The 26,349-nt window shown below is 72.3% G+C and carries 16 protein-coding genes and 1 other RNA gene; 7 read left to right on the top strand and 10 right to left on the bottom strand.

The window, feature by feature from the left end:
- The first annotated feature begins 70 nt into the window (after window positions 1-70).
- Window positions 71-1,438, top strand: a complete 1,368-nt coding sequence (locus tag OG393_RS20250; protein WP_327376079.1) for an MFS transporter — start codon at window positions 71-73, stop codon at window positions 1,436-1,438.
- A gap of 176 nt (window positions 1,439-1,614) precedes the next feature.
- On the opposite strand, the gene ssrA is transcribed toward OG393_RS20250, so the two are convergent.
- From ssrA to ftsE, 5 genes are all read right to left on the bottom strand, one after another.
- Window positions 1,615-2,007, bottom strand: a transfer-messenger RNA (tmRNA) gene (gene ssrA / locus OG393_RS20245).
- Window positions 2,008-2,147: 140 nt separating this feature from the next.
- On the bottom strand, window positions 2,148-2,678 hold the full coding sequence (gene smpB, locus OG393_RS20240) for an SsrA-binding protein SmpB (RefSeq protein ID WP_327376078.1): 531 nt from the start codon (window positions 2,676-2,678) through the stop codon (window positions 2,148-2,150).
- Window positions 2,679-2,696: 18 nt separating this feature from the next.
- Window positions 2,697-3,896 carry a S41 family peptidase gene (locus OG393_RS20235; protein ID WP_327376077.1) on the bottom strand — a complete coding sequence of 400 codons (1,200 nt, stop codon included), beginning with the start codon at window positions 3,894-3,896 and terminating at the stop codon, window positions 2,697-2,699.
- A gap of 78 nt (window positions 3,897-3,974) precedes the next feature.
- A complete protein-coding gene (gene ftsX / locus OG393_RS20230) occupies window positions 3,975-4,892 on the bottom strand; it encodes a permease-like cell division protein FtsX (RefSeq protein ID WP_327376076.1) in 918 nt (305 codons plus the stop codon).
- Between the two features lie 20 nt (window positions 4,893-4,912).
- On the bottom strand, window positions 4,913-5,602 hold the full coding sequence (gene ftsE / locus OG393_RS20225) for a cell division ATP-binding protein FtsE (RefSeq protein WP_147978208.1): 690 nt from the start codon (window positions 5,600-5,602) through the stop codon (window positions 4,913-4,915).
- A gap of 236 nt (window positions 5,603-5,838) precedes the next feature.
- Between ftsE and OG393_RS20220 the strand changes: the two genes are divergently transcribed.
- Entirely contained in the window at window positions 5,839-6,030 is a 192-nt protein-coding gene (locus tag OG393_RS20220) for a hypothetical protein (RefSeq protein ID WP_327376075.1), read from the top strand.
- Between the two features lie 76 nt (window positions 6,031-6,106).
- Here the strand turns inward: OG393_RS20220 and OG393_RS20215 are convergent, their stop codons facing one another.
- From OG393_RS20215 to OG393_RS20200, 4 genes are all read right to left on the bottom strand, one after another.
- On the bottom strand, window positions 6,107-7,003 hold the full coding sequence (locus OG393_RS20215; RefSeq protein ID WP_327376074.1) for a hypothetical protein: 897 nt from the start codon (window positions 7,001-7,003) through the stop codon (window positions 6,107-6,109).
- A gap of 467 nt (window positions 7,004-7,470) precedes the next feature.
- Window positions 7,471-8,577, bottom strand: coding sequence for a peptide chain release factor 2 (prfB, locus tag OG393_RS20210; protein ID WP_327376073.1), 1,107 nt, complete (start codon window positions 8,575-8,577; stop codon window positions 7,471-7,473).
- 200 nt (window positions 8,578-8,777) lie between these two features.
- Window positions 8,778-10,013 (bottom strand): serine/threonine-protein kinase, encoded by a 1,236-nt coding sequence (locus OG393_RS20205; RefSeq protein ID WP_327376072.1) that lies wholly within the window; start codon window positions 10,011-10,013, stop codon window positions 8,778-8,780.
- Window positions 10,014-10,120: 107 nt separating this feature from the next.
- Window positions 10,121-11,866, bottom strand: a complete 1,746-nt coding sequence (locus OG393_RS20200) for a serine/threonine-protein kinase (RefSeq protein ID WP_327376071.1) — start codon at window positions 11,864-11,866, stop codon at window positions 10,121-10,123.
- 455 nt (window positions 11,867-12,321) lie between these two features.
- Between OG393_RS20200 and OG393_RS20195 the strand changes: the two genes are divergently transcribed.
- The 5 genes from OG393_RS20195 (at window position 12,322) to OG393_RS20175 (ending at window position 21,227) form a co-directional block, all read left to right on the top strand.
- Window positions 12,322-15,912 carry an FHA domain-containing protein gene (locus OG393_RS20195; protein ID WP_327376070.1) on the top strand — a complete coding sequence of 1,197 codons (3,591 nt, stop codon included), beginning with the start codon at window positions 12,322-12,324 and terminating at the stop codon, window positions 15,910-15,912.
- A 257-nt stretch (window positions 15,913-16,169) separates the two neighbouring features.
- Complete coding sequence (locus OG393_RS20190) at window positions 16,170-17,549, top strand: ABC transporter substrate-binding protein (protein ID WP_327376069.1); 1,380 nt, start codon at window positions 16,170-16,172, stop codon at window positions 17,547-17,549.
- A gap of 4 nt (window positions 17,550-17,553) precedes the next feature.
- A complete protein-coding gene (locus OG393_RS20185) occupies window positions 17,554-18,888 on the top strand; it encodes a carbohydrate ABC transporter permease (protein ID WP_327376068.1) in 1,335 nt (444 codons plus the stop codon).
- Window positions 18,889-18,962: 74 nt separating this feature from the next.
- The gene (locus tag OG393_RS20180) at window positions 18,963-19,766 is read left to right on the top strand and encodes a carbohydrate ABC transporter permease (RefSeq protein ID WP_327378491.1); all 804 of its coding nucleotides are present in this window, start codon (window positions 18,963-18,965) and stop codon (window positions 19,764-19,766) included.
- Window positions 19,767-19,850: 84 nt separating this feature from the next.
- Complete coding sequence (locus OG393_RS20175; protein ID WP_327376067.1) at window positions 19,851-21,227, top strand: glycosyltransferase 87 family protein; 1,377 nt, start codon at window positions 19,851-19,853, stop codon at window positions 21,225-21,227.
- Between the two features lie 120 nt (window positions 21,228-21,347).
- Here OG393_RS20175 and OG393_RS20170 read toward each other — a convergent pair whose 3' ends face one another.
- Complete coding sequence (locus OG393_RS20170; protein WP_327376066.1) at window positions 21,348-26,318, bottom strand: NAD-glutamate dehydrogenase; 4,971 nt, start codon at window positions 26,316-26,318, stop codon at window positions 21,348-21,350.
- Window positions 26,319-26,349 lie beyond the last annotated feature (31 nt).

Below are 26,349 nucleotides of genomic sequence, written 5' to 3'. Positions count from 1 at the left end.
AACACAGGTGCGTCAATGGCCACGGATCAGGTGTTGGACCGTCCGGGGGCCGGCCCGTGACGCTTGTCCCATGCCGCCTCACGACCTCGTCCTGACACCCGCGGGCCCCACGCTCGCCCCTCGCTTCGGCCCGCCGGACGACACCGCCCGTCCCTCACCCCGCGGCCGTCCCTCACACACCGCCCGTCCCGCACCCCCCGGCGGCACCGGCCACGGCGACCGCGCCCCCGCCTCCCGTCCGTACGCACGGCTCTTCGCCACCCCCGGCACCCGCGCGTTCACGCTCGGGAACCTCGTCGCCCGCCTGCCCATGGGCATGTTCGGCGTCAGCGCGGTCATCATGATCGCCGGCACATACGGTTCCTACGCTCTCGCCGGGGCCGTCACCGCCACCGGCCTGGCCGCCACCGCTGTCGTCGCCCCGTGGACCGCGCGGCTCGTCGACCGCTACGGCCAGGCCCGGGTCGCCGTCCCCGCGACCGCGCTGGCCGTGCTCGGCTCGCTCACCCTGCTGCTCTGCGTCCACTACGAGGCACCCGCCTGGACCCTGTTCGCCGCGTACGCCGCGACCGCCACCACACCCAACACCGGGGGGATGTCCCGAGCCCGCTGGGCCCACCTCCACCGGGACGACCCGGCGGCCCTGCACACCGCCAACGCCTTCGAGCAGGCCGTCGACGAACTGTGCTTCATGCTCGGCCCGATGCTCGCGGCCCTCCTCTGCTCGGCGCTCTTCCCCGAGGCGGGCACGCTGACCGGCGCCGTCCTGCTGCTCACCGGCACCCTGCTCTTCGCCGCGCAGCGCGCCACCGAACCGCCGGTCGCGCCCCGCGTCACCGCCGGCTCGCTGACGCGGACGCCGGGCCTGGTCCCGCTGCTCGGCGTCTTCCTGGCCACCGGCGCGGTCTTCGGCGCGATGGAGGTCGCGACGCTGGCACACGTGGACGGCCCGGCCGCAGGTCCCGTCCTCGCGCTGCAGGCCGCGGGGTCCTGCGCGGCCGGCCTCCTCTACGGACGGGCCCGGCGCCGGGCGGCCCTGCCGGCCTGTCTCGCGGCGATGGCCACCCTGATGGCCCTGCCGCTGCTGGGCGCCTCGACGGGCTCGCTGCTCGCTCTGTCGGGCGGACTGCTCGCGGCCGGCATGGCGACCGCCCCGACGATGGTCACGGGCATGACCCTGGTCCAGCGACTGACCCCGGCCGCGCGGCTCAACGAGGGCATGACCCTCGCCGTGACCGCCCTGCTCGCCGGCATCGCGGCCGGCTCGGCCGTCGGCGGCTGGACGGCGGAGCACGCCCCGACGACGACGTACGCCTTCCTTGCCCCGGTGGGCGCGGCCACACTCGCCCTCACCCTGGCGCTGCTGCGGAACGACGGACGCCGCCCGGGTACGACGGACGCGAGGGCGAGAACCTCCTCAGGCCGGTGCGGCAGCTGATCGAGTCGGTCGACGACACCCTCAGGTGCGTCGGCTCGCCCCGGAGCGGCACGGCGGGCGACCCGCGGGACGGGCATGCGGCCTCTTCCCAGCTGAATCGCCGTGCTCCCTCATGACGAAAACCCCCCGCCCTGGCGAAGTTATCGCAGGTCAGAGGGTTTTTGCCCACATGGGATGAGTGGAGATGGCGGGAATCGAACCCGCGTCCAACGGTGCGGAATCAGGGCTTCTCCGTGTGCAGTCCGCTACGAGTTTCTCAGCCCCGGAGATCACGCGGACAAGTCTCCGACGGGCTCAGTCACTGTTTGATTTCCCTCAGGCCCCCGTGACCGGGGCTAGAGGTTTAGATCCCTTGATGACGCCAGGATCCGGGTCGGGACCATCCCCGGGCTGACGCTCCTCACAGAGGCTTCTACTCGTTACCTGAGATCAGGCAGCGAGGGCGAAGCGGGAGTTATCGCTCTTGGAGTTGGCGATTATTGGTTGCGACATATGGTTTACGAGATCATTGCCGCTTCCTCGACACGCTTCCCCTGCTTCGACATCCGCTGTCGAAACCGATCATCCCCATGTTGATTTTTCAATGCGCGCACCCGCTGTGAGGTGCAGGACCCATCGTACGTGACCGACGGGCGGCGTCGCCAGCGTATTCCGGCGGGCGGCACGCGTCCCGGGCGGACCCGGCGGGTCCCCGGGAAACCCGGGACGCCTACGCGGACCGCTGGCGCCGCTTCGCCGCGGCGATCGCGCGGTGCGTCTCGCGCGTGTCCTGCTGTTCGCGGAGCGTCTGCCGCTTGTCGTACTCCTTCTTGCCCTTGGCCAGCGCGATCTCGACCTTGACCCGGCCGTTCAGGAAGTACAGCGCGAGGGGCACGATCGTGTGACCCGTCTCCTGCGCCTTCGACTCCAGCTTGTCGATCTCGGCCCGGTGCAGGAGCAGCTTGCGCTTCCGCTTGGCCGAGTGGTTGGTCCAGCTGCCCTGGGTGTACTCGGGCACGTGGATGTTGTGCAGCCACGCCTCGTGGCCGTCGATGTGGACGAAGCCGTCGACGAGCGACGCCCGGCCCATGCGCAGCGACTTCACCTCGGTACCCATGAGCACGAGACCGCACTCATAGGTGTCGATGATCTGGTAGTCGTGCCGCGCCTTCTTGTTCTGCGCGACGAGCTTGCGCTCCGGCCCCTTGTCCTGGTTCTTCTTGGCAGGTTTGCCCTGCACGTTCACGAGTCCCTTTGCCATAGTGCGGCCATTTTCGCACTACGAGGCCCCTCCGAGGCCACTCAATACCGTTCTGGCCCGCGCCTCGGCCCGCGCCTCGGTCGCTCCGGCGACGTCCAGGTCCGGAGTGATGCCCCGTCCGTCGACGCCGTGCCCGGCGGGTGTCCGGTAGTGGCCGACGGTCAGCTCGGCCACGGAACCGTCGGGCAGTTCGCTGGGCATCTGCACCGAGCCCTTGCCGAAGGTGCGGGACCCGACCGTGATCGCCCGGCCCCGGTCCTGGAGAGCCCCGGTGAGCAGTTCGGCCGCACTCATGGTGCCGCCGTCGACCAGAGCGACGACGGGCCGGGCGGTGTCACCGCCGCCCTCGGCGTAGACGGCCCGCTGCTCGCCGTCGACGTCGTAGGTGGCGACCAGCCCGCCGTCGAGGAAGGCGGAGGCGGCGACGGCGGCCTCGGTGACCAGCCCGCCGGGGTTGCCCCGCAGGTCCAGCAGGACTCCAACACCGGCCGGAGCGGCCCGTACGGCCTTCCGTACCCGCTCACCGGCACCCTTGGTGAAGGCGGACACCTTGATCAGTACGGCTCCGTCGTCGAGGCGCCGCACGGTGACGTCCTCGGTGGCGAGGCGGGCCCGGCGCAGGGTCTCGGTCCAGGCCGCGGAGCCGCGACGGACACCGAGCGCGACGGGGCTGCCGGCCACTCCGTCGCCGCGCAGCAGGGAGACGACCTCGGAGGCGGAGAGGGCGGCGACGGCTCGGCCGTCGACCGAGTCGATGCGGTCGCCCACCCGCAGTCCGGCGCGGGCCGCGGGCCCACCGGCCCGCAGTCGGGTGATCTCGATCCGGGGCCCGCCGTCCCGCTCGACCCGGCGTGCGGACAGGCCGACCCCGGTGTAGCTGCCGTCCAGGGCCTGCTCGAACTCCTCGTACTCCGCCGGACCGTAGACCGCTCCCCAGCGGTCGCCGCTGCGGCTGACGAACTCCTCGGCGGCCTTCTTGCCGGACTTGCCGTCGGCCATCGCCTCGGCGGCGGCGCGGGCGAGCGCGTCCCGGTCGACGGTGCCGCCGGACGGGACGGGCAGGGTGGCCTTCGCGTCGACGTGCTCCTGCCGGGGCAGCGATCCGGTGACCGCGGCGGCGGCCAGGACACCGGTGAAGACCAACGTGAGAGCGGCCCCACGGAGAACTCCACGGGGCCTGAGACAGAGGTCGGGGCGAAGCCCCGGGCCGGCCGGCATGCCGCCCACTCTAGGACAAGCGAAAGGCGCCGTACGGTGGTTGACCGCACGGCGCCCCGAGGACTCAAGCGGCGCTTCTCACACCTTGAGGTACTTGCGCAGAGCGATGAACGCGGCCATGGCCGGCATCAGCAGGCCGATGGCGATGACGAGCGGCAGCTTGGCGAGGACAGCGTCCCAGCCGATGAAGTTGACCAGCTGCATCTTGTCGGCGAGGGCGATGCCGTGGTCGATCAGGAAGTACCGGCCGACCAGCAGCATGACGCAGGCGACGGCACCTCCCAGGAGACCGGCGAATGCGGCCTCCATGATGAAGGGCATCTGGATGTAGAAACTGGAGGCTCCGACCAGCCGCATGATGCCGGTCTCGCGCCGTCGGCTGAAGGCGGAGACGCGCACCGTGTTGACGATCAGCATCAACGCGATGACCAGCATCAGCGCCATGACGCCGAGCGCGGCGATGTTCATGCCGTTCATCAGGTCGAAGAGGTTCTGCAGGATGTTCCGCTGGTCCTGGACGGACTCCACCCCGTCACGTCCCGCGAAGGCGGTCGCCACGACCTTGTACTTCTCCGGGTCGTGCAGCTTGACCCGGAACGACTCCTGCATCTGGTCGGGCGTGATGACAGTGGCGATGGCCGTGTCGCCGTACTGCTCCTTGTAGTGCTTGTACGCCTCGTCGGTCGTCTCGTGCTGGACGGTGTCGACGATGTCCATCTTCTTCAGATCGGCCTGGATCTGTTCCTTCTGCTGGCCGGTCACGGCACCCTTCGCGCACTTGGGCGAGGTGGCCGCGTCGTTCTTGTTGCAGAGGAAGATCGAGACGTTGACCTTGTCGTACCAGTAGTCCTTCATCGTGCTGACCTGCTCACGCATGAGCAGCGCCCCGCCGAAGAGGGCGAGCGAGAGGGCCACGGAGACGATGACGGCGAAGGTCATCGTGAGGTTGCGCCGGAGACCGACACCGATCTCGGAGAGCACGAACTGAGCGCGCATGTGTGTCTACTCCCGCCCGCTCAGTGCTGGTAGCCGTAGACGCCGCGCGCCTGGTCGCGGACGAGACGGCCCTTTTCGAGTTCGATGACGCGTTTGCGCATCTGGTCGACGATGTTCTGGTCGTGGGTCGCCATGACGACGGTGGTCCCTGTCCTGTTGATCCGGTCGAGCAGCTTCATGATGCCGACGGAGGTCTGCGGGTCGAGGTTGCCGGTGGGCTCGTCGGCGATCAGCAGCATGGGCCGGTTGACGAAGGCGCGGGCGATGGCGACGCGCTGCTGCTCACCGCCGGAGAGTTCACCCGGCATCCGGTCCTCCTTACCGCCGAGGCCGACGAGGTCGAGGACCTGGGGAACGGCCTTGCGGATCTCGCCGCGCGGCTTGCCGATGACCTCCTGGGCGAAGGCCACGTTCTCGGCGACGGTCTTGTTCGGCAGGAGACGGAAGTCCTGGAAGACGGTCCCGAGCTGGCGGCGCATGTGGGGCACCTTCCAGTTGGACAGCCGTGCGAGATCCTTGCCGAGGACGTGCACCTGCCCGTGGCTGGCGCGCTCCTCCCGCAGGATCAGCCGGAGGAAGGTCGACTTTCCGGAGCCGGAGGAACCGACGAGGAAAACGAACTCCCCCTTCTCGATCTCCAGGGAGACCTCCCGGAGGGCCGGGCGGTTCTGCTTCGGATAGGACTTGGAGACGTTGTCGAATCGGATCACGGATGCACCACGGTCGGCCGGGAGTAGGTGTGCGCGACCTTACGCGACCGGGGATGCACCGCGCAGTCGCGGTCCGCGCTTGTGCGCTATATCCTTTTCGTCCTCCTGGGAGGGCGAAGCGCGATCCGGCGAGGCGCGCCGAAAAGCCCGGAAGCTGGCAGAGTGGTAGGGGGAACGCCCGGGTGCCGCCGAGCGTTGTCGCTGGTGTGGATCCCTGTGCGGGAGGAGGAGAGCGCATGACCTATGACCGACTGGTGTGCGCCAACTGCGCGGCCCCTGTCGCGGAGGGCCGCTGCCCCGTCTGCCGCGCGAACCGCGAACGCCTCAAGGAGAACGGCCCCGCGGGCCTGACCCCGGCGATGCTGCTGGCGCTGGTGGTCGCCCTGATCGCGGCGGTGGCGCTGCTCGCGGCGCTGCAGACCGCGTAGCGCTTCGCATACGAGCCGGAAAACGGACGGGCCGGGGGCACTGCCCCCGGCCCGTCCGCATGCCTCAGCGGGTCGCTCAGGCAGTGGTGGCGCCACCACTGACAAGGCGGGGCAGCATCCGGAAGCCGATGCCGCCGGCGATCATCGTCGCGGCGCCGATGATCAGGAACGAGGTCTCGGCGGCGCCGGTCTCGGCCAGCTCCTCCTTGGCCTTGCCCTGCTCGACGGGCTGCGATCCGGCGTTGTTGGTGCCGGTGTTGTTGTCGACGCACTCGGCGCCGTCGAGGTCGACGGTGCAGGTGCCGGCGCCACCGTCGGTGGACGAGCCGCCATCGGTGGACGAGCCGCCGGTCTGGCTGCCACCGGTGGTTCCGCCAGTGGTGGACGAGCCGCCGGTCTGGCTGCCACCGGTGGTTCCGCCAGTGGTGGACGAGCCACCGGTCTCACTGCCACCGGTCTCGCTACCACCGGTCTCACTGCCACCGGTCTCACTGCCACCGGTCTCGCTACCACCGGTCTCGCTACCACCGGTCTCACTGCCACCGGTCTCGCTACCACCGGTCTCGCTACCACCGGTCTCGCTACCACCGGTCTCACTGCCACCGGTCTCACTGCCACCGGTCTCACTGCCACCGGTCTCACTGCCACCGGTCTCACTGCCACCGGTCTCGCTACCACCGGTCTCGCTACCACCGGTCTCGCTACCACCGGTCTCGCTACCACCGGTCTCACTGCCACCGGTCTGGCCACCACCGGACTCACTGCCCTCGGTGGAGCCGAGCGACGTGTTGCCGCCGTTGTCGCCGCCCTCGGTCTCGCCTTCGGCCTGGACCTCGACGGTGCCGTCGTTCACCTCGGACCCGAAGGACATACCGACAGCCTGCGCGGCACCCGCCGCGGTGAGCGACGCACCGGCGGCGATCACGGCGCCGGCGGCTATGCGCGCAACGCGGACGCGCGTCTTCTTCGTCATGTGCTTGCTACCCCCAGTAGCTCAACTCGTCATGGGGCTGCGCTCGGGGCTGCGGGCATCGCGGGCGGCGTCCTCACTCGACTCGCCCCCGCTCACACACGCCCCGGAGATACGCATGCCGCTCGCCACACTTCCGAGTTTCCGCAGACGCGTCAAGGTCGTTGCGCGTGCGATGCCCGAAAGATCATCAATTGACAGGTATACGGGGTGCAACTGTGACGTAGACCTGGAACTCCCGCTGCTCCGGGGGTAGTTCCCATGTCGACAAAGCGTCAGAGCTGCCGACCGATCGCTTGCGCACGCGAATCGTTTCGCCCTCCGGCGCGCGCCTGCGGCGCACACGGACGTCGGCCCCGGACGCACACCGGGTCCCGCACCGGCACGGGACCCGGGCAGTGGCCGATACAGCGCCGGGCCCCTCACACGTCCCACGTGTGAGGGGCCCGGCGCCGACGCGCAGAACGGCCTTACTTCTCCTGCTGCTTGCGCCAGCGGATGCCCGCCTCCAGGAAGCCGTCGATCTCCCCGTCCAGGACCGACTGGGGGTTGCCGACCTCGAACTCCGTGCGGAGGTCCTTGACCATCTGGTACGGGTGCAGGACGTACGAGCGCATCTGGTTGCCCCAGGAGCTGCCGCCGTCACCCTTCAGCGCGTCCATCCGGGCGCGCTCCTCCTGACGCTGACGCTCCAGCAGCTTGGCCTGGAGGACGTTCATCGCGCTCGCCTTGTTCTGGATCTGGGAGCGCTCGTTCTGGCAGGAGACCACGATGCCGGTCGGGATGTGCGTGATGCGCACCGCCGAGTCGGTCGTGTTGACGCCCTGGCCACCGGGGCCCGAGGCGCGGTAGACGTCCACGCGCAGCTCGGACTCGTCGATCTCGACGTGGTCGGACTGCTCGACGACGGGGAGGATCTCGACGCCCGCGAAGGAGGTCTGCCGGCGGCCCTGGTTGTCGAAGGGAGAGATCCGCACCAGGCGGTGCGTGCCCTGCTCGACGGAGAGCGTGCCGTAGGCGTACGGGGCCTTGACCACGAAGGTGGTCGACTTGATGCCGGCCTCTTCGGCGTAGGACGTCTCGTAGACCTCGGTGCCGTAGCCGTGCCGCTCGGCCCAGCGCAGGTACATGCGCTGGAGCTGCTCGGCGAAGTCGGCGGCGTCGACGCCGCCCGCCTCGGCACGGATGTTGACCAGTGCCTCACGCTCGTCGTACTCGCCGGACAGGAGCGTGCGGACTTCCATCTCGTCCAGGGCCTTACGGACCGAGGTCAGCTCCGTCTCGGCCTCGGCGCGGGTGTCCGGGTCGTCCATCTCCTCGGCGAGCTCGAAGAGCACCCCGACATCGTCGATCCGGCCGCGCAGGGCCTCGGCCTTGCGGACCTCCGCCTGGAGGTGCGAAAGCTTGCTGGTGATCTTCTGCGCCGCCTCCGGGTCGTCCCAGAGGGACGGGGCCGCGGCCTGCTCTTCGAGCACGGCGATGTCTGCCCTCATCCGTTCGAGGTCCAGGACGGCCTCGATCGACCCCATGGTCGAGGAGAGGGACTTCAGCTCTTCGGATACATCGACGACTGCCACGCGTCCAGCGTAACGGCTCGCCGCGAATCCCCGGCCCCCCGCCCGGGAGGTGACGCGCCGATCGCACCGGGCTCACGGCCGCCGGACCGGCCGCACGGCGGTCGCCGGGTCCGTACGGAGGACCCCGGGCGGGCCGGGGCGGCCCGGGGCGCGTCGCCTCCCGGGCGGGTGCGCGGGCGTGGCCCCGCGCCCCGGACGGTTCAGGGCCCGGAGGAGGTCTTGGAGTCCTGTGGCGGTGCCTCGCCGTCCCCGGCGCTCGCGAGATAGCCTCCCGCCGCGAGCGCACCGGTCACCACGACCGCGGCGACCGAGAGGGTGATACGCCGTTTGCGGACCGCCTCCGCCTTGTGGCGGGCGGAACCGGGGCGGCGGGCACCCGCGGCGCGGGGGGCGCGGGCGGTCCCCAGGGGTCCGCCGGAGAGTTCGTCGGGGGCCGGGACGCGCATGGAGGTGTGGGTGTCGCGGTTGGAGTCCGGCGCGGCGCCGGGGACCAGCGGCACGGCCAACCGGCGCGGCGAGCTTCCGTCGGCCGTCGTCGTCGCGCCGGTTTCCTCGCCGGAGGGCTCCGGGGCGGGTTCGGCGTCCGGCTCGTCCACGTCGAGGGGCGGGATGCCGGCGAGCAGCGGGAGGACCTCGCGCAGCCGGGCCGCGAGTTCCGAGGCCCGCAGGCGTGACGCGGGGGCCTTCGCCAGGCACTGGACGACCAGCTGCCACAGTTCCTCGGGGATGCCCGGCAGCGGGACGACGGTCTCGGTGACATGGCGCCGCAGGACGGCGCCCGGGTGGCCGCCGCCGAAGGGTGTGAAGCCGGCGAGGAGTTCGTACAGGACGGTGGCCAGCGCGTAGATGTCGACGGCGGCGCGCGGCGGCAGGCCCTCCACGATCTCGGGGGCCAGGTAGTCGGGGGTTCCGATGATCCTGGTCGCCTTGGTGCGGCCCGGGGTGTCGATCAGCTTGGCCACGCCGAAGTCGGTGAGGAGTGCCGGGTGGGCACCGCCGGGCCCGAGCCGGCCCTCCATGTCGAGCAGGATGTTCTCCGGCTTGACGTCGCGGTGGACCACGCCGGCGGCGTGTGCGGCGGCGAGGGCGTCGGCGACGTCGGCGATGATCGCGACGGCCGCCTCGGGGGCCAGCCTGCGTTCCCGGTCGAGTCGTGTCCGCAGGTCGGTGCCGCGCACCAGGTCCATGACGAGCGCGAGGTCGTTTCCGTCGACGACGAGGTCGCGGACGGCGACCACATGGGGGTGGTCGAGTCCGAGCAGGGCGGTGCGCTCCCGGACGAAACGGCCGACGAGCTCCTGGTCCGAGGCCAGGTCCTCACGCAGCAGCTTGATGGCGACGGGTCCCTCCGGACCCTCGCCGAGCCATACCGTGCCGGCGCTGCCCCGCCCGAGGATCTGGTGGGCCTTGTAGCGGCTGCCGATATTCCGTGCCAAGACTGCTCCCTCAGCGACTGGCGGTCTCGACAAAGTTACGCGCCCCCCGGCGCCGGAACTCACTTCCGAGGGGAATTCATCCCTCGGAAGTCGATAAATCGGCGGTACTACTGTCCCGTACCGTCGGTAGCACCACCGCCGCCGGTGTCGCTGAGTTCGGAGACCCAGTCGCTGACGGACGTGATCGCGTCGCCGATGGCCTCCCAGTAGCCCTTGCCCTGGTCGACCCAGTCCGCGAGCGGGGTGAGCTCCCAGACGAGCCAGCCCGCGATCACGAAGAGGGCGACCGTGAAGAGGCAGCCCTTGAGGCAGCCGAGCCCCGGGATCCGCATCGGGTTGGCGCCGCGCGGGCGGGGCGCGCGCGGCTCGCGCGGAGCCGGTGCCGGGGGCGGCGGCTGCGGAGGGGTGTACTGCTGCCGCGGAGGCGTGTACGGCCGGGCCTGCGGAGGCTGCTGCGGCTGCTGGTACGGCTGCGGCGGCTGCTGGTACTGCGGGGGGTACTGCTGCTGCCGCTGCGGCTCCTGCCGGTAGGGCTGTGGGGGCTGCTGGTACGGCTGCGGTGGCCGGCCTTCGTACTGCCGCGGCTGGGACTGCGGGGGCTGGGACTGCGGGGGCTGGGACTGCGGGGGCTGGTGCCGGGGCGGCTGCGGCCGGCGCTGCGGGCGACGTCGAAGCGGGTCCTCGCCCGGGTCGAGGTACTGCACCTGCGTCTGCTCGTTGCGGTCCCGGGCGGCACGCAGCTGGCTCTGCCAGGGGTGCGGTTCCTCGTTCTGCGAGGAGGGCGGGGGAACGGGCGGCATGACCGCGGTGGGGTCGGCCGCGGCGGGCCCGCCGCCGGTGGGCAGGACGCTGGTCGCCGCGGAGGGATCGTACGAGGGCGCCCCGGGCAGCACCTGGGTGGCGCCGGCCGGGTCCACGCCGGGAGCCGGCGGGACGGGCGCCGGCGCCGGGTCGGGGGCGAGCAGCGCCCCGACGCCGTCGGCGGCCTCGATCTGGTCGGGGGTGGCGTGCACTCCGATGCCGGCGGCGACCGTACGCAGGCCGCGCGCCAGGTTCTCGGCGCTGGGCCGGCGCTCGGGGTCCTTGCTCAGACAGCGCTCGATGACGGTCCACAGCGGACCCGGGACGGTCGAGGGGCGCCGCGGCTCCTCGCTGAGGTGCCGGTGCAGGACCTCCAGCGCGGTACCGCCCGCGAACGGCGGACGGCCCGTGACCAGCTCGTACAGGAGGATGCCGGCGCCGTAGATGTCCACAGCGGAGGTCTGCGGGCGGCCCTCGGCGGACTCGGGCGCGACGTAGGCGGGGGTGCCGACGAACTCGTGCGTGCGGGTCAGTCCCGGCGAGTCCGCCAGGCGCGCGATGCCGAAGTCGGTGAGCATCGGGTGCATCCGGCCGTCCTGCTCGGCGAGCAGGACGTTGGCGGGCTTGAGGTCGCGGTGGACGACACCGTCGGCGTGGCTGGCGGCGAGCGCGTCGGCGATCTGCGCGGTGAGCAGACCGGCGGCGACCGGGGTGAGCGGGCCGTTGTCCCGGATGTAGCGGTGCAGGTCGGGCCCCTCGACGAGATCCATGACCAGGGCCAGGACGTCGCCCTCCACGACCAGGTCCCGGGTGCGCACGATGTTGGGGTGGGTGAGCCGGAGCAGTACGGACCGCTCGCGCAGGAAGCGCATCACGATGTCCGCGTCGTTGGCCAGCTCCTCCTTGAGGACCTTGATCGCGACCGTCTCGCCGGGCCGGCCCGGCACGGCGGACTCGCCTGGGGGCGCCCCCATGCGGGCTCGCCAGACGGTGCCCGTGGCGCCGCGGCCGAGCGGCTCCTCGAGCAGGTACTTGCTGCCGATAGGCCGCACGTCACGCGCTCCCTGCTGATCGTGGTCCTGGGGGGGTGGTCCCGGGCTCCTGTCGTCTGTGGTGACCCGTCCGGGTGTCCGACCCACTTTAGTGCCGCCGAACGAGTCAACGGTCGATCGCACGGCCGAGCACCCTATGGCCGATTCCTTACCTTCAGGCGCCGGACTTGTCCGAAAACAAGACGCGTCAGCCGTACCCGTGGTTGCCGCGTGCGACACAGGGTGTGCTCAACCAGGCATTTTTACGTCCACAGCCGACCATTCAAGATCACTTGAGGCCGACCCGTGGGCGTGTTGTCCGTGGCAAGTGCGAGGATGCCCACAGCACGTCGCATCGGGGTCGGGAGCCCCCGCGCCGCGCTGACCTGAACCGGACGACGCGTCGGTGCCGGGCGGGGGGAGACTCACAGCGACTCCCCTGCCGAGCACACGCGCAGAAGGGACCGCTGACGGCGATGCAGATCCGGCTGACCGTCCTCGCACCGCACGCCGGACACGGCGCGGGGCGCTCCTGCGACGTGCTCGTCACCGCTCCGGCGGGGACCGCGCTGGCCGCCGTGGCCTCGGCTCTCGCCGCGGCCGTCTCCGGGCCCGACACCCCCACCTCCGGCACCACCGTCCTCTACGCGGGCCGGGAACGTCTCGACGGACAGCGCTCGGCCCTGGGCGAGCCCCCGCTCGTGGACGGCGCCGTGATCACGCTCCAGGTCCCGGGCGAGGACGAGCGGACCGGCGCGGGCGCCGCGGCCCGGCTCCACGTCGTCGCGGGGCCCGACGCGGGGGGAGTACACCTGCTGCACGGCGGGCCGATCCGGGTCGGGCGCTCCATGGACGCGGACGTTCCGCTCGACGACCCGGACGTCTCGCGGATGCACTGCGCGGTCACGGTGGGCGAGGACGGCCGGGTCACCGTCGCGGACCTCGGCTCCACGAACGGCACCACACTGGACGGCACACCGGTCGGCGACCGCCCGGTGCGGTTCCGCCCCGGCGCCCTGCTGCGCCTCGGCGAGTCCGCCCTGCGCCTGACGGGTCCCGACGTCGGCGGCGCGGACACGCTGCCGACGACGCCGGATGGCGAGGGACACCTGAGGGTGGGCTTCCCCGCGGGGACGGGTCTCGCGGGCGCGGGCATCACCACCGATCCGGGCGGGGCCGTCCCGGATGCCGGCGGCGGACCGGCGTGGGACACGGCCCCCGCCGACGCGGAGCCGGCCCTCGCCCACGGGGCGGGGTTCCGGGGCGGGCCGGGCGCGGTGTCCCACCCGGCCGACTCCGACTCCGGGACCACTGACGGCCGGGACGGCCCCGGCAGCCGGACCGGGAGGACCCCTCTCCCCGGCCAGCACGGCGAGGAACACGGCACCCACGGCCCGTACGGCACCCGTGCCGACGCCACCCACGGCGGCGGGCTGGACCACGGCGGCGCGTTCGGCCACGCACGGGCCTCAGACCCCCCGGCCGACGAGTCCGAGGCCCACAGCAGGACCCGGCGCCGGCCCCCGCCGACCCGCGGCCGGCGAGGAATAGGGGCCTGGGCCCGGCGCCTGGCCGGCGGCAGGGAGGACACACCGCACGCGGCCACCGGAACCGGTGCGCCGCCCACGACCCCGCCGGCCGCGGCGGGTACCTGGCCCGCCCCCGACACCTGGCCCGATCCGGCGGCGGTGCTGCTCACCGTGCTGGGCCCCGGGCCCCGGCTCTGGGAGCGCGGCCCCGACCACCCCGAGTCCCTCGTGGTCCGGCTCGGCACGGCCGACCGCGCCGCGCTGTCCGGCGTCCCGGTCACCGTCGGCCTGCGCGAGGTGGGGTCGCTCGGGCTCGCGGGCCCCGGGAACCGTCTGGCCGGACTCGCCCGCTCGGTCGTGGCCCAGCTCGCCGCCCTGCACTCTCCCGCCGACCTGGAGATCGTGCTCATCAGCGCGGACCGCGCCCGGCCGCTGGAGGAACGGCGCCGCGCCTGGGCCTGGCTCGGCTGGCTCCCCCATCTGCGCCCGGCGCACGGCCAGGACTGCCGGCTCCTCCTCGCCTACGACCGGGACCAGGCGCAGGCGCGCGCCGCGGAGCTCACCCGGAGGCTGGACGAGGGACCGCTGGGACCCGGCTGGCCGAGCGCCGACCGCACGGCCGTCGCCGAGGCGGCGGCCCGCCACGAAGGACCGGTCACGGTCGTGATCGTGGACGGCGACCCCGGCACGGCGGCGCTGCGGGAGACGACGGCACGGCTCGCGGGTGCGGGCGCCGCCGCCGGTATCCATCTGGTCTGTCTGGCCGAGGCGCCGACCGCTTCCCCCGTGTCCCCCGTCGCCGCGACGTACGAGAGTGCCTGCGCGGCCTCCCTGGCCTTCCGCGAGTGTGGGGCGGTCGCCCTGCTGAGCGGCGACGTGGCGACGGCGCTCCGGCTGCTGCGGACGGCCGGCGGCCGGGCCGCGGGGCACGGCACCATCGGTGTGGTGGACGCGGTGTCGGTGGCCTGGGCGGACCGCTTCGGCCGCGCCTTGGCGCCGCTGCGCACCGAGTCCGAGGCCCCGCACGGCCGGGCCACCGCGGCGGCGCTCCCGCCTTCCGCGAGGCTGCTCGACGAACTCGGTCTCGCTCGGGCCACTCCCGCGTCCCTGATGGCCCGCTGGGCCTCGGCAGGGGACGGCACGGCCGTACTCGGCGCGGGCCCGCGCGGACCGGTCTCGGTCGACCTGGCCGAGGAAGGCCCGCACCTGCTGATCGAGGGGCCGGCGGGCAGCGGACGGACGGAGCTGCTGCGGTCGGTCGCCGCCTCGCTGGCGGCCGGCGGCCGACCCGACCGCCTGGGTCTGCTGCTGGTCGACGGCGCGGGGGGCGAACGCGGCGAGGGCCTGGGCGTCTGCACGGAGCTGCCGCACGTCACCGAGCACCTGGTCGCCTCCGACCCGGTGCGGATGCGGGCGTTCGCCCAGGCGCTGGGCGCCGAGCTGAAGCGGCGCGCGGAGCTGCTGGGTGACGGGCACTTCGCCGACCGGCGGGCCACCGGCCGTCTGATCGCGCAGCGCCCGCCGAGCGCGGCGGAGACGCTTCCCGTCTCGGCCCGGGTCACCACCCGGATTCCCGACGCCCGGACGGGCACCGGCCGCCCCGGCGACGGCAGCCTCGACGAACGCCCGAGCGGCCGGACCTCGCGGTCCGGGGCGGACGACCTGACCTACCTGCCCAGCGGCCGGACCCTGCGGACGGGCGAGGGGCCCGTCGGCGAACGTGTCCCGCGCGCCGGGGCCGCCGATCTCACCGACCGGCCCGGCGGGCGCGTCCCGCGAGTGCCGGACGGCGACCTCGGCGACCGCCCCTCCGGGCGGCTGCCGCTGCGCGAGGAGTCCGGTCCCCAAGACCGCTCCTCCGGACGCCTTCCGAGGGCCGCCTCCGGCGACCTCGGCGACCGGCCCAGCGGGCGCGTGGTCCGGGTCGACGAGACCGGCCCGGAGGACCGGTTCCGGAGCCGGGTTCCCCGGGGCGCCGAAGCGCCCGGCGCCGCCGAGGCGGACGGGCTCCCCCGGCTCGTCGTGCTGGTCGACGACTACGACGCACTCGTGGCACCCGCACTCGGAGCGCCGGGGCGGCCCGCGGCCGGCTCGGTGGTGCGGGCCCTCGAGGCCGTCGCGCGCGGCGGCGCCCGGCTGGGCGTGCACCTCGTCGCGACCTCGGCCCGGCCCGACCGGACGGCGGACACGGAGCCGGCCCACGGGGCGCGGCTGCGGATCGTGCTCGACGCGCCGCCCGTCGCGTCCGGTCCCGACGGTCCGGCACCTGGCCGGGGGCGGCTCGGCCACCCGGACGGCCGGGTGACCCCGTTCCAGGCGGGCCGGGTCACCGGCCGCATCCCGCGCACGGCGACCCTGCGGCCCACGGTGGTCCCGCTGGAATGGGAGCGGATGGGCGACCCGCCCACCCGCAGACCGGTGCGCGAACTGGGCAACGGACCGACCGACCTGGCGCTGCTCGCCTCCGCGCTGGAGAGGGCTGCCCGCTCCGTCGAGGCGACGCCGGTGTCCCCGCTGACCCCCGCCGTCCGCCCCTGACGCATCCTCGATGGCCCTCCGGGCCTCCCCCGGAGGACCCGGCCCGACGCGTACCCGCTCCTCCGCCCGCCGCGGCTCCCCGCCCGGCCGAGGCCGGTCCCCGTGCCCGGATACCGGTTCTCTCGCGCCCTGACCGCACGTCACGAGCCGATCACGATCTCCGATTTCCCGCCGAAGGCGGTATTGCGGGGTCCGGACGCCCGGCGTAGACCTGTCGGGACCGGGACGAGCACGCGCACGGAAGAGACGGGGCAGTCATGCGTACAACTCTTCGTACACGCAAGGCCGTGACGATGATCGCCGCCTTGGCCGCGGCCACCGCACTGACCCTGACGGGGTGCGGCGGCGACGAGCCCGCCGAGAAGCCGGGCGCCTCGGGGAGCGCCGGTCCGGACGGCGACGGGGGGACCGTCTCCTTACCGTCCCTCAAAGGCCAGAAGATCGAGGTCGCGGCCGTCTGGACCGGCCCCGAACAGGAGAACTTCACCAAGGTCCTGAAGGAGTTCGAGAAGCGCACCGGGGCCACCGTCACGTTCGTGCCCGCCCAGGACCCGATCGTGAACTTCCTCGGGACGAAGATCGCGGGCGGCTCCCCGCCCGACGTGGCCATGCTCCCCCAGGTCGGCGCGATCCGGCAGGCCGTCGCCCAGAAGTGGGTGAAGCCGGCCGGGCCCGAGGCCAGGGCGCAGCTCTCGGCCCACTACACGAAGGGCTGGCAGGACCTCGGCGCCGTCGACGGAACGCAGTACGGCGTCTATTTCAAGGCCGCCAACAAGTCCCTGGTCTGGTACAACTCCGCCGCCTTCGAGAACGCGGGCGCCGCCGAGCCGAAGACCTGGAAGGACTTCCTCGCCACCGCCGAGACGATCTCGGCGTCCGGCGTCACCCCCGTGTCGGTGGGCGGCGCGGACGGCTGGACCCTCACCGACTGGTTCGAGAACGTCTACCTGTCGCAGGCGGGTCCGGCGGCATACGACCGGCTGGCCCGGCACGAGATCAAGTGGACCGACCCCTCCGTCGCCGCGGCCCTGACCACGCTCGGGGAGCTGTTCGGCAAGCCGCGGCTGATCGCGGGCGGCGCGGACGGCGCGCTGCAGACGGAGTACCCGGTCTCGGTCACCCAGACCTTCACCGGTGGCGACCAGCCCAAGGCCGCGATGGTGTTCGAGGGCGACTTCGCCGCCGTCAACATCGCGCAGACCGACGCCGAGATCGGCACGGACGCGAAGGTGTTCCCGTTCCCGGCGGTCGGTTCGGGCGGGCAGGCGCCGGTCGTGACCGCGGGCGACGCGGCGGTGGCCCTGAAGGACACCGAGGGCGCTCAGGCGCTGCTGACCTTCCTCGCCTCCCCGGACGCGGCGGCGATCTGGGCGGGAGCGGGCGGTTTCCTGTCGCCCAACAAGAGCCTGGACCCGGCGGCGTACCCGAACGACGTCCAGCGCGAGATCGCCCGGGCGCTCATCGGCGCCGGGGACGACTTCCGCTTCGACATGTCGGACCAGATGCCGCAGTCGTTCGGCGGAACGCCCGGCAAGGGCGAGTGGAAGGCGCTGCAGGACTTCCTGAAGAACCCGAAGGACGTCGCGGGCGCCCAGGCACGGCTGGAGGCCGACGCGGCCAAGGCGTACCAGAGCTGACGTCGTGACCTCGGCGCCCGCTGGGCGGCCCGCGAAGGCCGCCCCCCGCAAGAGTGTCACCGGCAGCCGCAAGGTGGTGGCGGCGGGTTTCCTGCTCCCCGCCCTGCTGTTGCTCGGTGCGCTCGTCGTCTACCCGATCGGGTACTCCGTCCGGCGTTCCTTCTTCGACAAGTCCGGCGACTCCTTCGCCGGCTTCGGCAACTACGTCGAGCTCTTCACCGACGACACCCTGCTGACCGCGGTCGAGAACAACGTGATCTGGGTGGTTCTCGCGCCGACCGTCGCGACGGCGCTCGGCCTGGTCTTCGCCGTGCTCACCGAACGGGTGCGCTGGGGGACGGCGTTCAAGCTGATCATCTTCATGCCGATGGCGATCTCCATGCTCGCCGCGGGGATCATCTTCCGGCTCGTCTACGAACAGGACCCGGACCGCGGGGTCGCCAACGCCGTCTGGGTCGGCGTCCACGACACCTTCGCGGAGTCGTCCGGCTTCCCCCGGGCCCGACCGCTGCCCGTCCATCCGCTGGCGGCGGCCGACGGCGGCGGATACGTCACCAAGGGGCCGGTGCGCGCCGGGGAGACCGCCAGGCTGCCGCTGATCGGTGTGGCGCCCGCGCGGATGCCCGAGGGCGCCCGGCCCGCGCGCGATCCGGCCGTCGAGGACGGTCTGGTCACCGGCACCGCCTGGCTGGACTTCACCAAGGGGGGCGGCGGGCGGCAGAACGCCGTCGACCCGGGCGAACTCGGCCTGAAGGGTCTGCGCATCGAGGCGGTGAAGGACGGCCGGGTCGTCGCGAGCACCACGGCCGCGGCGGACGGCACCTTCCGGCTCCCGGCCGCCGCCGACGGGGCGGTGCTCCGGCTCCCCGTGAGCAACTTCCGGGAGCAGTACGACGGCGTGTCCTGGCTCGGTCCCTCGCTCGTCACCCCGGCGGTGATCGGCAGCTACGTGTGGATGTGGGCGGGGTTCGCGATGGTGCTGATCGCCGCCGGTCTGGCGAGCGTGCCGCGCGAACTCCTCGAAGCCGCCCGGGTCGACGGCGCGAACGAGTGGCAGGTCTTCCGCCGCGTCACCGTCCCACTGCTCGCGCCCGTCCTCGCGGTCGTCCTGGTCACGCTGATGATCAACGTGCTCAAGGTCTTCGACCTGGTCTTCATCATCGCTCCGGGTTCCGCGCAGGACGACGCGAACGTCCTGGCGCTCCAGCTGTACCGCTCGTCCTTCGGTACGGACGCGGATCTCGGGATCGGCTCCGCGATCGCCGTACTGCTCCTGCTGCTGGTCATCCCGGTGATGGCCGTCAACATCCGCCGCATGCGAAGGGAGGCCCGCCGGTGACGGCATCCGAGCGAGGCACACCCCGGCGAGGCGGTACGGGCGGGCGGCTGGCGGCCGTCGCCGCCGGCGGCGTGATGCGGGTCTTCCTCGTGCTGATCGCTCTCTTCTGGCTGATGCCGACGGCCGGCCTGTTGCTGTCCTCGCTGCGCGCGCCGTCCGACATCAGCGAGAGCGGCTGGTGGACGGTCTTCACCCGGCCCGCGCAGCTGACCACGGAGAACTACGCCCAGTTGCTCGCCGACGACACCCTCACGCGCTCGCTGCTGTCCACGGTCCTGATCACCGTGCCGGCCACCGTCCTCGTCGTGGTCGTCGGCTCGCTGGCGGGATACGCCTTCGCCTGGCTGGAGTTCCCCGGCCGTGACTGGTGCTTCCTGGTCGTCGTGGGTCTGCTCGTGGTCCCGGTCCAGGTCGCGCTGGTGCCCGTGTCGAAACTGTTCGGCGCGGTCGGCCTCTTCGAGACGACGCTGGGCGTCGTCCTCTTCCACACGGCGTTCGGACTGCCGTTCGCGATCTTCCTGCTGCGGAACTTCTTCGCGGAGATCCCGCGTGAGCTGCTGGAGGCGGCCCGGCTCGACGGGGCGGGTGAGATCCGCCTCTTCACCCGGGTCGTCCTGCCGCTGGGCGGTCCGGCGATCGCCTCGCTCGGCATCTTCCAGTTCCTGTGGGTGTGGAACGACATGCTCGTCGCGCTGATCTTCGCGGACTCCGAGTCACCGCCGATCACGGTGGCGCTCCAGCAGCAGGTCCGGCAGTTCGGCAACAACATCGACGTGCTGGCGCCGGGCGCGTTCGTCTCCATGGTGATTCCGCTGGCGGTGTTCTTCGCCTTCCAGCGCCAGTTCGTGTCGGGGGTGATGGCGGGCGCGGTGAAGTGACGCGGCGGCGGAGGACGAGCGGTTCACCGGGAACTTCGGACAAAAGTAAGGGAAACCGCTCAATACGGCATAGAGTGCGGCTCGATGACGACGCATCGAGACCCCACTCCGCCCCCCTCGCCCGAGGCCGGCGAGGGCACCGGCACCGGGAACGCGCCCTCGCCGTCGGCGGCGTCGGCGGCCGGCGCGGTGCCGGCCTGCGCGCCGGCACCCCCGGCGCTCACCGGATCGCCGTTCGACTCGCCCACCTTCACCTCGGCCACCTTCGTCACCGTGGGCCGCGGCCCGCTGCTGGCGCTCGTCACACTCTGGCTCCTCACCCGGGCCGGGATGCTGCTGCTCCTGGTCCGCGACAGCCTGGGCATCGGTGGCGTGGGGCGTGAGGTGTCCGTTCTCTACCAGTTCTGGTACGACCAGTTCACCCACGGCACCTTCCCGGTGAACGACGTGACCTGGCAGTACCCGCCGGGCGCCGCACTGGTCATCGTCTCGCCGGCGGCGCTGCCCTGGCTCACGTACGTCCAGGCGTTCGTCGCGCTCACCCTGCTCGCCGACGCGGTGGTGACCGCCGCGCTCGCCCGCGCCGACCGCCGGCGCGTCACCCACGGGGCCTGGCTCTGGGTCTGCGGGCTCCCGCTGCTCCTGCACCTGCCGCTCGCCCGGTACGACGTCCAGGTCACCGCCCTCGCGGTGCTCTCCCTGCTGGCGCTGAGCTCCCGCTCGGTCCTCGGTCACCGCTTCGGCGGGGCGCTCGCCGCGGTCGGCGCCCTGGTCAAGGTGTGGCCGGTGCTGGCGCTGATCGGAACGCCCCGTGGCCGCACCACCCGCGATGCCTGGGTCTGCGCCGCCGTCACCGCGGCGGCGCTCCTGGTCGCCCTCGCCCTCTCCTTCTCGCACGCCTTCGGCTTCCTGCGCCAGCAGGGCGACCGGGGCGTGCAGATCGAGTCCCTGGGCGGCACGGCGCTGGCCGTGGCGCGGGCGACCGGTCTGTGGACGGGACGGGTGCGGTACCGCTACGGCGCCTTCGAGTACGTCGGCCCGTACGTCTCCAGTGTGGGCCGGCTCGCCCTGCTTCTGACCGTCCTCGCCTTCTGCTGGCTGGTGGTCTGGCGGGTCCGGGCCGCCCGGTGGACCGCGGCGACCCCGCTGGACGCCGCGCTCGCCGCCGTCCTGCTGTTCACGGTCACCAGCCGGGTGATCAGCCCCCAGTACATGATCTGGCTGCTGGGTCTGGCCGCCGTGTGCCTCACCTCGCGGGCGACCGTGATGCGGCCGGTGGCGCTGCTCCTCCTGCCGGCGGCCTCCCTGAGCTCGCTCGCCTACCCCGTCCTGTACGAGGACCTGCTCACCGGTTCCTGGCCCGGCGTGACGGTCGTCGCGCTCCGCAACGGGCTGCTCCTCGCGGCGGCGCTGCTCGCCGCGAGGCGGCTGTGGACCTCGACGGTGGCACCGCCGCGCTGAAGGGCCGCCACGGCCCCCCGCACGCCGGAGGACGTGCCGGGGGCCACGGCCGACGCGGCGTTCCCGCCGCGCGAGCGTCGGCCTAGAGCCGCGTCAGGCGACCTTCGCCCTGACGCGGCACTAGCTGTGCGCCCGCAGCAGCTGGCGCATGGTGCGCATGGCCACCGAGAGGTTCGCCAGGTCGAAGGTCTCCGACACCTGGATCTCCTCGAGCGTCGTGCGCGCGCGGCCCAGGATCGCCGCGTTCTTCTCCTCCCAGGACTTGAACCGCTCCTCCGGCGTCGCGGTGTCGTCGCCCACCGCCAGGACGTCGGCGGTCAGAGCGGCGTGCGCGGCGAACAGGTCCTCTCGAATGGAGGCGCGGGCCATCGACTGCCAGCGGTCGGTGCGCGGCAGTTCGATGATCCGGTCCATCAGCTGGGAGATCCGCAGCCGGTCGGCGAGGTCGTAGTAGACCTCGGCCACCGCCATCGGGTCCTTGACCGTGCGGTCCGCGATGGCGACGACGTCCAGGATCGGGAAGGCCGAGGAGAAGCCGGCGACCCGCAGGGCCAGCTCCTCCGGCACACCCAGGTCGGTCAGCTCCCGCACGATCGACCGGTACCACTCCTGGTCGGCTCCGCGCAGCAGCTGCGGCAGCTCGCTCCAGACCTGTTCCACGCGCTCCGCGAAGAACTCGATCGTCTCCTGGAGCTGGAGCGGCTGCGGGCGGTTGCCGAGCAGCCAGCGCGTGCCGCGCTCGACCAGCCGGCGGGAGTGCAGGCGCATCCGGGTCTGGACGTCGGCCGGCACCCGGTTGTCGAGCGCCTCGACCGCGTCCCAGACCGTGCCGAGCCGGAAGATGGCGCGGGCCGCGGTCTGCGCGCGGACGATCTCCTCGATCGACGCTCCGGTCTCCTCGCGGAGGCGGTGCAGGAAGGTGGAGCCGCCGGTGTTGACCGTGTCGTTGACCAGGACGGTCGTGACGATCTCGCGGCGCAGCGGGTGGTTGTCGACCGCCGCGGTGAACGTCTCCCGCAGCTGCGCGGGGAAGTAGGCGTGCAGCAGGCCCAGCAGGTAAGGGTCGTCCGGCAGCCCGGTCCCGATGAGCTCGTCGGCCACCGTGATCTTGGTGTAGGCCAGCAGGACGGCGAGCTCGGGCTGGCTGAGACCCTTGCCGGCGTTGAGCAGTTCGCGGATCTGCCGGTCGTTGGGCAGGAACTCCAGCGAGCGGTCCAGCGCTCCGTCGCGGCCCAGGCGGCGCATGAAGCGCTGGTGGGCGTGGAGCAGGGACGGCGACTGGGCGACGGCGTTGGCCAGGGCCACGTTCTGCGCGTAGTTGTTGCGCAGCACCAGCGTGCCGACCTCGTCCGTCATCTCGGCGAGGATGCGGTTGCGCTGCTTCACGGTCATGTCGCCTTCGGTGACGAGCCCGTTGAGCAGGATCTTGATGTTCACCTCGTGGTCGGAGGTGTCCACGCCGGCGCTGTTGTCGATGGCGTCGGTGTTGACCTTGCCGCCCACGCCGTCGGGGCCGCCCCTGCGGGCGAACTCGATGCGGCCGAGCTGCGTCAGACCGAGGTTGCCGCCCTCGCCGACGACCTTGACCCGCAGGTCCTCGCCGTTGACGCGGATGGCGTCGTTGGCCTTGTCGCCGACGTCCGCCTGCGACTCGGTGGACGCCTTGACGTACGTGCCGATGCCGCCGTTCCACAGCAGGTCGACCGGTGCGTGGAGGATCGCCTGCATCAGCTCGGCGGGGGTCATCTTGGCGACGCCCGGTTCGATACCGAGGGCCGCCCGCATCTGCGCGTTGACCGGGATCGACTTCGCGCTGCGCGGGTGGATGCCGCCGCCCGCGGAGAGCAGCCCGGTGTCGTAGTCGGCCCAGGAGCTGCGGGGCAGCTCGAAGAGGCGGCGGCGCTCGGCGTACGAGACGGCGGCGTCCGGGGTCGGGTCGACGAAGATGTGGCGGTGGTCGAAGGCCGCGACCAGACGGATGTGCTCGGACAGCAGCATGCCGTTGCCGAAGACGTCGCCGGACATGTCGCCGACACCGACGACGGTGAAGTCCTCGGTCTGGGTGTCGTGGCCGAGCTCGCGGAAGTGCCGTTCGACCGACTCCCAGGCGCCGCGGGCGGTGATGCCCATGCCCTTGTGGTCGTAGCCGGCCGAGCCGCCCGAGGCGAAGGCGTCGCCCAGCCAGAAGCCGTAGTCGACGGCGACGGCGTTGGCGATGTCGGAGAAGGTCGCGGTGCCCTTGTCGGCGGCGACGACGAGGTAGGTGTCGTCCTCGTCGTGGCGGACCACGCCGCGCGGGGGCACGACCTCGCCGGCGACCAGGTTGTCGGTGATGTCGAGCAGCGCCGAGATGAAGGTCTTGTAGGAGGCGATGCCCTCGGCCAGCCAGGCGTCGCGGTCGACGGAGGGGTCCGGGAGCTGCTTGGCGACGAAGCCGCCCTTGGCGCCGACGGGCACGATGACGGTGTTCTTCACCATCTGCGCCTTGACCAGGCCGAGGATCTCGGTACGGAAGTCCTCGCGGCGGTCGGACCAGCGCAGACCGCCGCGCGCGACCTTGCCGAAGCGCAGGTGGACGCCCTCGACGCGCGGGGAGTACACCCAGATCTCGAAGGCCGGGCGCGGCGCCGGGAGGTCCGGCATCGCCTGCGGGTCGAACTTCATCGACACGTAGGTGTGGGGGGCGCCGTCGGCGGCGCGCTGGAAGAAGTTCGTCCGGAGCGTGGCCTTGATGACGGTGAGGAAGGAACGCAGGATGCGGTCCTCGTCCAGGCTGGCGACCTGGTCGAGGGCGCCGTCAAGCTCCTCCATCAGCCCGTCGATCAGCTCGGTGCCGGCGCGCTGGCGCTCCGGGGACATCCGGGCCTCGAACAGGGAGACGAGCAGCCGGGTGGTGTGGACGTTGTTGCGGAGGGTGTCCTCCATGTAGTCCTGGCTGAACGTCGAGCCGGCCTGGCGCAGGTACTTCGCGTAGGCGCGCAGCACCATCGCCTCGCGCCAGTCGAGACCGGCGGAGAGCACCAGCGCGTTGAAGCCGTCGTTCTCGGCGGCGCCGGTCCAGCTGGCGGAGAACGCCTCCTGGAAGCGCTCACGGGCGTCGTCGGCGAGGTAGTCGCCGGCGTTGCCCGCCGGGGCGGGCATCCGCAGGCCGAAGTCGTAGATCCACGCGTGGGTGCGGTCGGCGCAGCGCAGCTCGTAGGGACGCTCGTCGACGACCTCGACGCCGAGCCGGTTGAGGACCGGAAGGACGGCGGAGAGGGAGACCTGCTCGCCGGTCTTGTAGATCTTGAAGCGGCGCTCGCCGGGGCCGGTGACGACCGGTTCGTACAGCGAGAGGGCGAACTCCTCTCCACTGCCGGTCAGCTGCTCCAGGTGGACCAGGTCGGCGACGGCGGCACGCGGCGAGTGGTCCGCCTTGTAGCCCTCGGGGAAGGCGTTGCCGTAGCGGCGCAGCAGTTCGGCGGCGCGCTCCTCGCCGCACTCGGCGGTGAGGGCCTCGCCGAAGCCGTCGGCCCAGGAGCGGGCGGCCTCGACGAGCCGGGCCTCGATGCGCTCCTTGTCGGTCTCGGAGAGCTGCGGCAGTTCGGTGCCGGGCTCGACCCGGACGACGAAGTGGATCCGGGAGAGGATCGACTCGGTGTTCCAGGCCGTGAAGTCGACGCTGGTGCCGCTCAGCTCCTCCTTGAGGATGTCGATGATCCTCAGGCGGACACCGGTGGTGTAGCGGTCGCGCGGCAGGTAGACGAGGGCGGAGTAGTAGCGGCCGTACTCGTCCTGGCGCAGGTAGAGCCGCAGCCGGCGGCGTTCCTGCAGGTAGAGGACGGAGGTGACGATGGAGCGCAGCTCGTCGACCGGGGTCTGGAAGAGCTCGTCGCGCGGGTAGGTCTCCAGGATCTGGAGCAGGTCGCGGCCGTCATGGCTGTTGGGCGAGAAACCGGCGCCCTCCAGGACCTCCTGGACCTTGCGGCGGACGACCGGGACGCGGCGCACGGACTCGGTGTACGCGGCGGAGGAGAACAGGCCGAGGAAGCGGCGCTCGCCGATGACGTTGCCGTCGGCGTCGAACTTCTTCACGCCCACGTAGTCGAGGTAGGAGGGGCGGTGCACCGTGGCACGGCTGTTGGCCTTGGTGAGGATCAGCAGCTTGTGCTCGCGGGCCTTGGCGCGGGCGTCGGCGGGCAGCCGGCTGAAGGACGACGAGACGGGGACGTGGTGGCTGTCGTCCGTGGTGCCGTGCTGCGGGTCGGAGCGCAGGATGCCGAGGCCGGTCCCGGGGACGGCCGCCAGGGCGTCGCCGTCGACCAGCTCGTACTCGCGGTAGCCGAGGAAGGTGAAGTGGTCGGCGGCGAGCCAGCGCAGCAGCTCGCGGGCCTCCTCCACCTCGGTGGGGCGCAGGTCGTCGGCGACGGGCTCCTCGGGCAGGCCGTCGGCGATACGCAGCGCGGCGTCGCGCATCTTCTCCCAGTCCTCGACGGTCTCGCGGACGTCGGACAGGACACGCAGCAGGTCGACGGTGATCTGCTTCAGGTCGGCGCGGTCGGTCTCCCGGTCGATCTCGACGTGGATCCAGGACTCGATGAGCGCGTCGTGCGGGAGGTCGGCCTTGCCCGCGGACCGTTCGTGGGCCAGCACCTCGATGAGCTTGCCGGTGACGTCGCGGCGGACGAGTACCTGCGGGTGGATCACGACGTGGATGCCGCGTCCGTGGCGGGACAGCTCGTTGGTGACGGAGTCCACGAGGAACGGCATGTCGTCGGTGACGACCTCGACGACGGAGTGGCTGGAGGTCCAGCCGTTCTCCTCGACCGTCGGGGTGTGCACGCGGACGTTCGCGGTGCCCTGGGGGCGGTTCTCCGCGAGCCGGTAGTGGGAGCGGGCGGCGCCGAAGATGTCCTCCGGGTCACGGCCGGCGAGGTCTTCGGGCGCCGTGTGCAGGTAGTAGCGCTGGAGGTAGTCGAGAAGGGTGCCCCGGTCGGGCTGCTTCCCGTTCTCTGGCCCCGTCGGAAGTCGCCCCCCGGCCGGGCTGTTCTCAGCTACCCGGGCCGCCCTCGCGAGCAGCTCGGCCTTGGCTTCGTCCAGCTTGGTCTGCATGTCCTCTGGCTCCTGTCGCGCGCCATTGCGT

Origin of the sequence: Streptomyces sp. NBC_01216, assembly GCF_035994945.1 — a bacterium.
Taxonomy (GTDB): domain Bacteria; phylum Actinomycetota; class Actinomycetes; order Streptomycetales; family Streptomycetaceae; genus Streptomyces.
Note: the sequence above shows the minus strand (reverse complement) of the source record. Positions and strands in the feature narration are given on the sequence as shown.

What these genes read in the sequence shown, in the direction of transcription:
- OG393_RS20180 (WP_327378491.1), top strand. Translation starts at nt 18,963, where the DNA reads ATGCGGGTCTTCCTCGTGCTGATCGCTCTCTTCTGGCTGATGCCGACG.
- OG393_RS20175 (WP_327376067.1), top strand. Translation starts at nt 19,851, where the DNA reads ATGACGACGCATCGAGACCCCACTCCGCCCCCCTCGCCCGAGGCCGGC.
- OG393_RS20215 (WP_327376074.1), bottom strand. Translation starts at nt 7,003, where the DNA reads ATGACGAAGAAGACGCGCGTCCGCGTTGCGCGCATAGCCGCCGGCGCC.
- OG393_RS20220 (WP_327376075.1), top strand. Translation starts at nt 5,839, where the DNA reads ATGACCTATGACCGACTGGTGTGCGCCAACTGCGCGGCCCCTGTCGCG.
- ftsX (WP_327376076.1), bottom strand. Translation starts at nt 4,892, where the DNA reads ATGCGCGCTCAGTTCGTGCTCTCCGAGATCGGTGTCGGTCTCCGGCGC.
- OG393_RS20170 (WP_327376066.1), bottom strand. Translation starts at nt 26,318, where the DNA reads ATGCAGACCAAGCTGGACGAAGCCAAGGCCGAGCTGCTCGCGAGGGCG.
- OG393_RS20235 (WP_327376077.1), bottom strand. Translation starts at nt 3,896, where the DNA reads ATGCCGGCCGGCCCGGGGCTTCGCCCCGACCTCTGTCTCAGGCCCCGT.
- smpB (WP_327376078.1), bottom strand. Translation starts at nt 2,678, where the DNA reads ATGGCAAAGGGACTCGTGAACGTGCAGGGCAAACCTGCCAAGAAGAAC.
- OG393_RS20250 (WP_327376079.1), top strand. Translation starts at nt 71, where the DNA reads ATGCCGCCTCACGACCTCGTCCTGACACCCGCGGGCCCCACGCTCGCC.
- OG393_RS20190 (WP_327376069.1), top strand. Translation starts at nt 16,170, where the DNA reads ATGCGTACAACTCTTCGTACACGCAAGGCCGTGACGATGATCGCCGCC.
- OG393_RS20195 (WP_327376070.1), top strand. Translation starts at nt 12,322, where the DNA reads ATGCAGATCCGGCTGACCGTCCTCGCACCGCACGCCGGACACGGCGCG.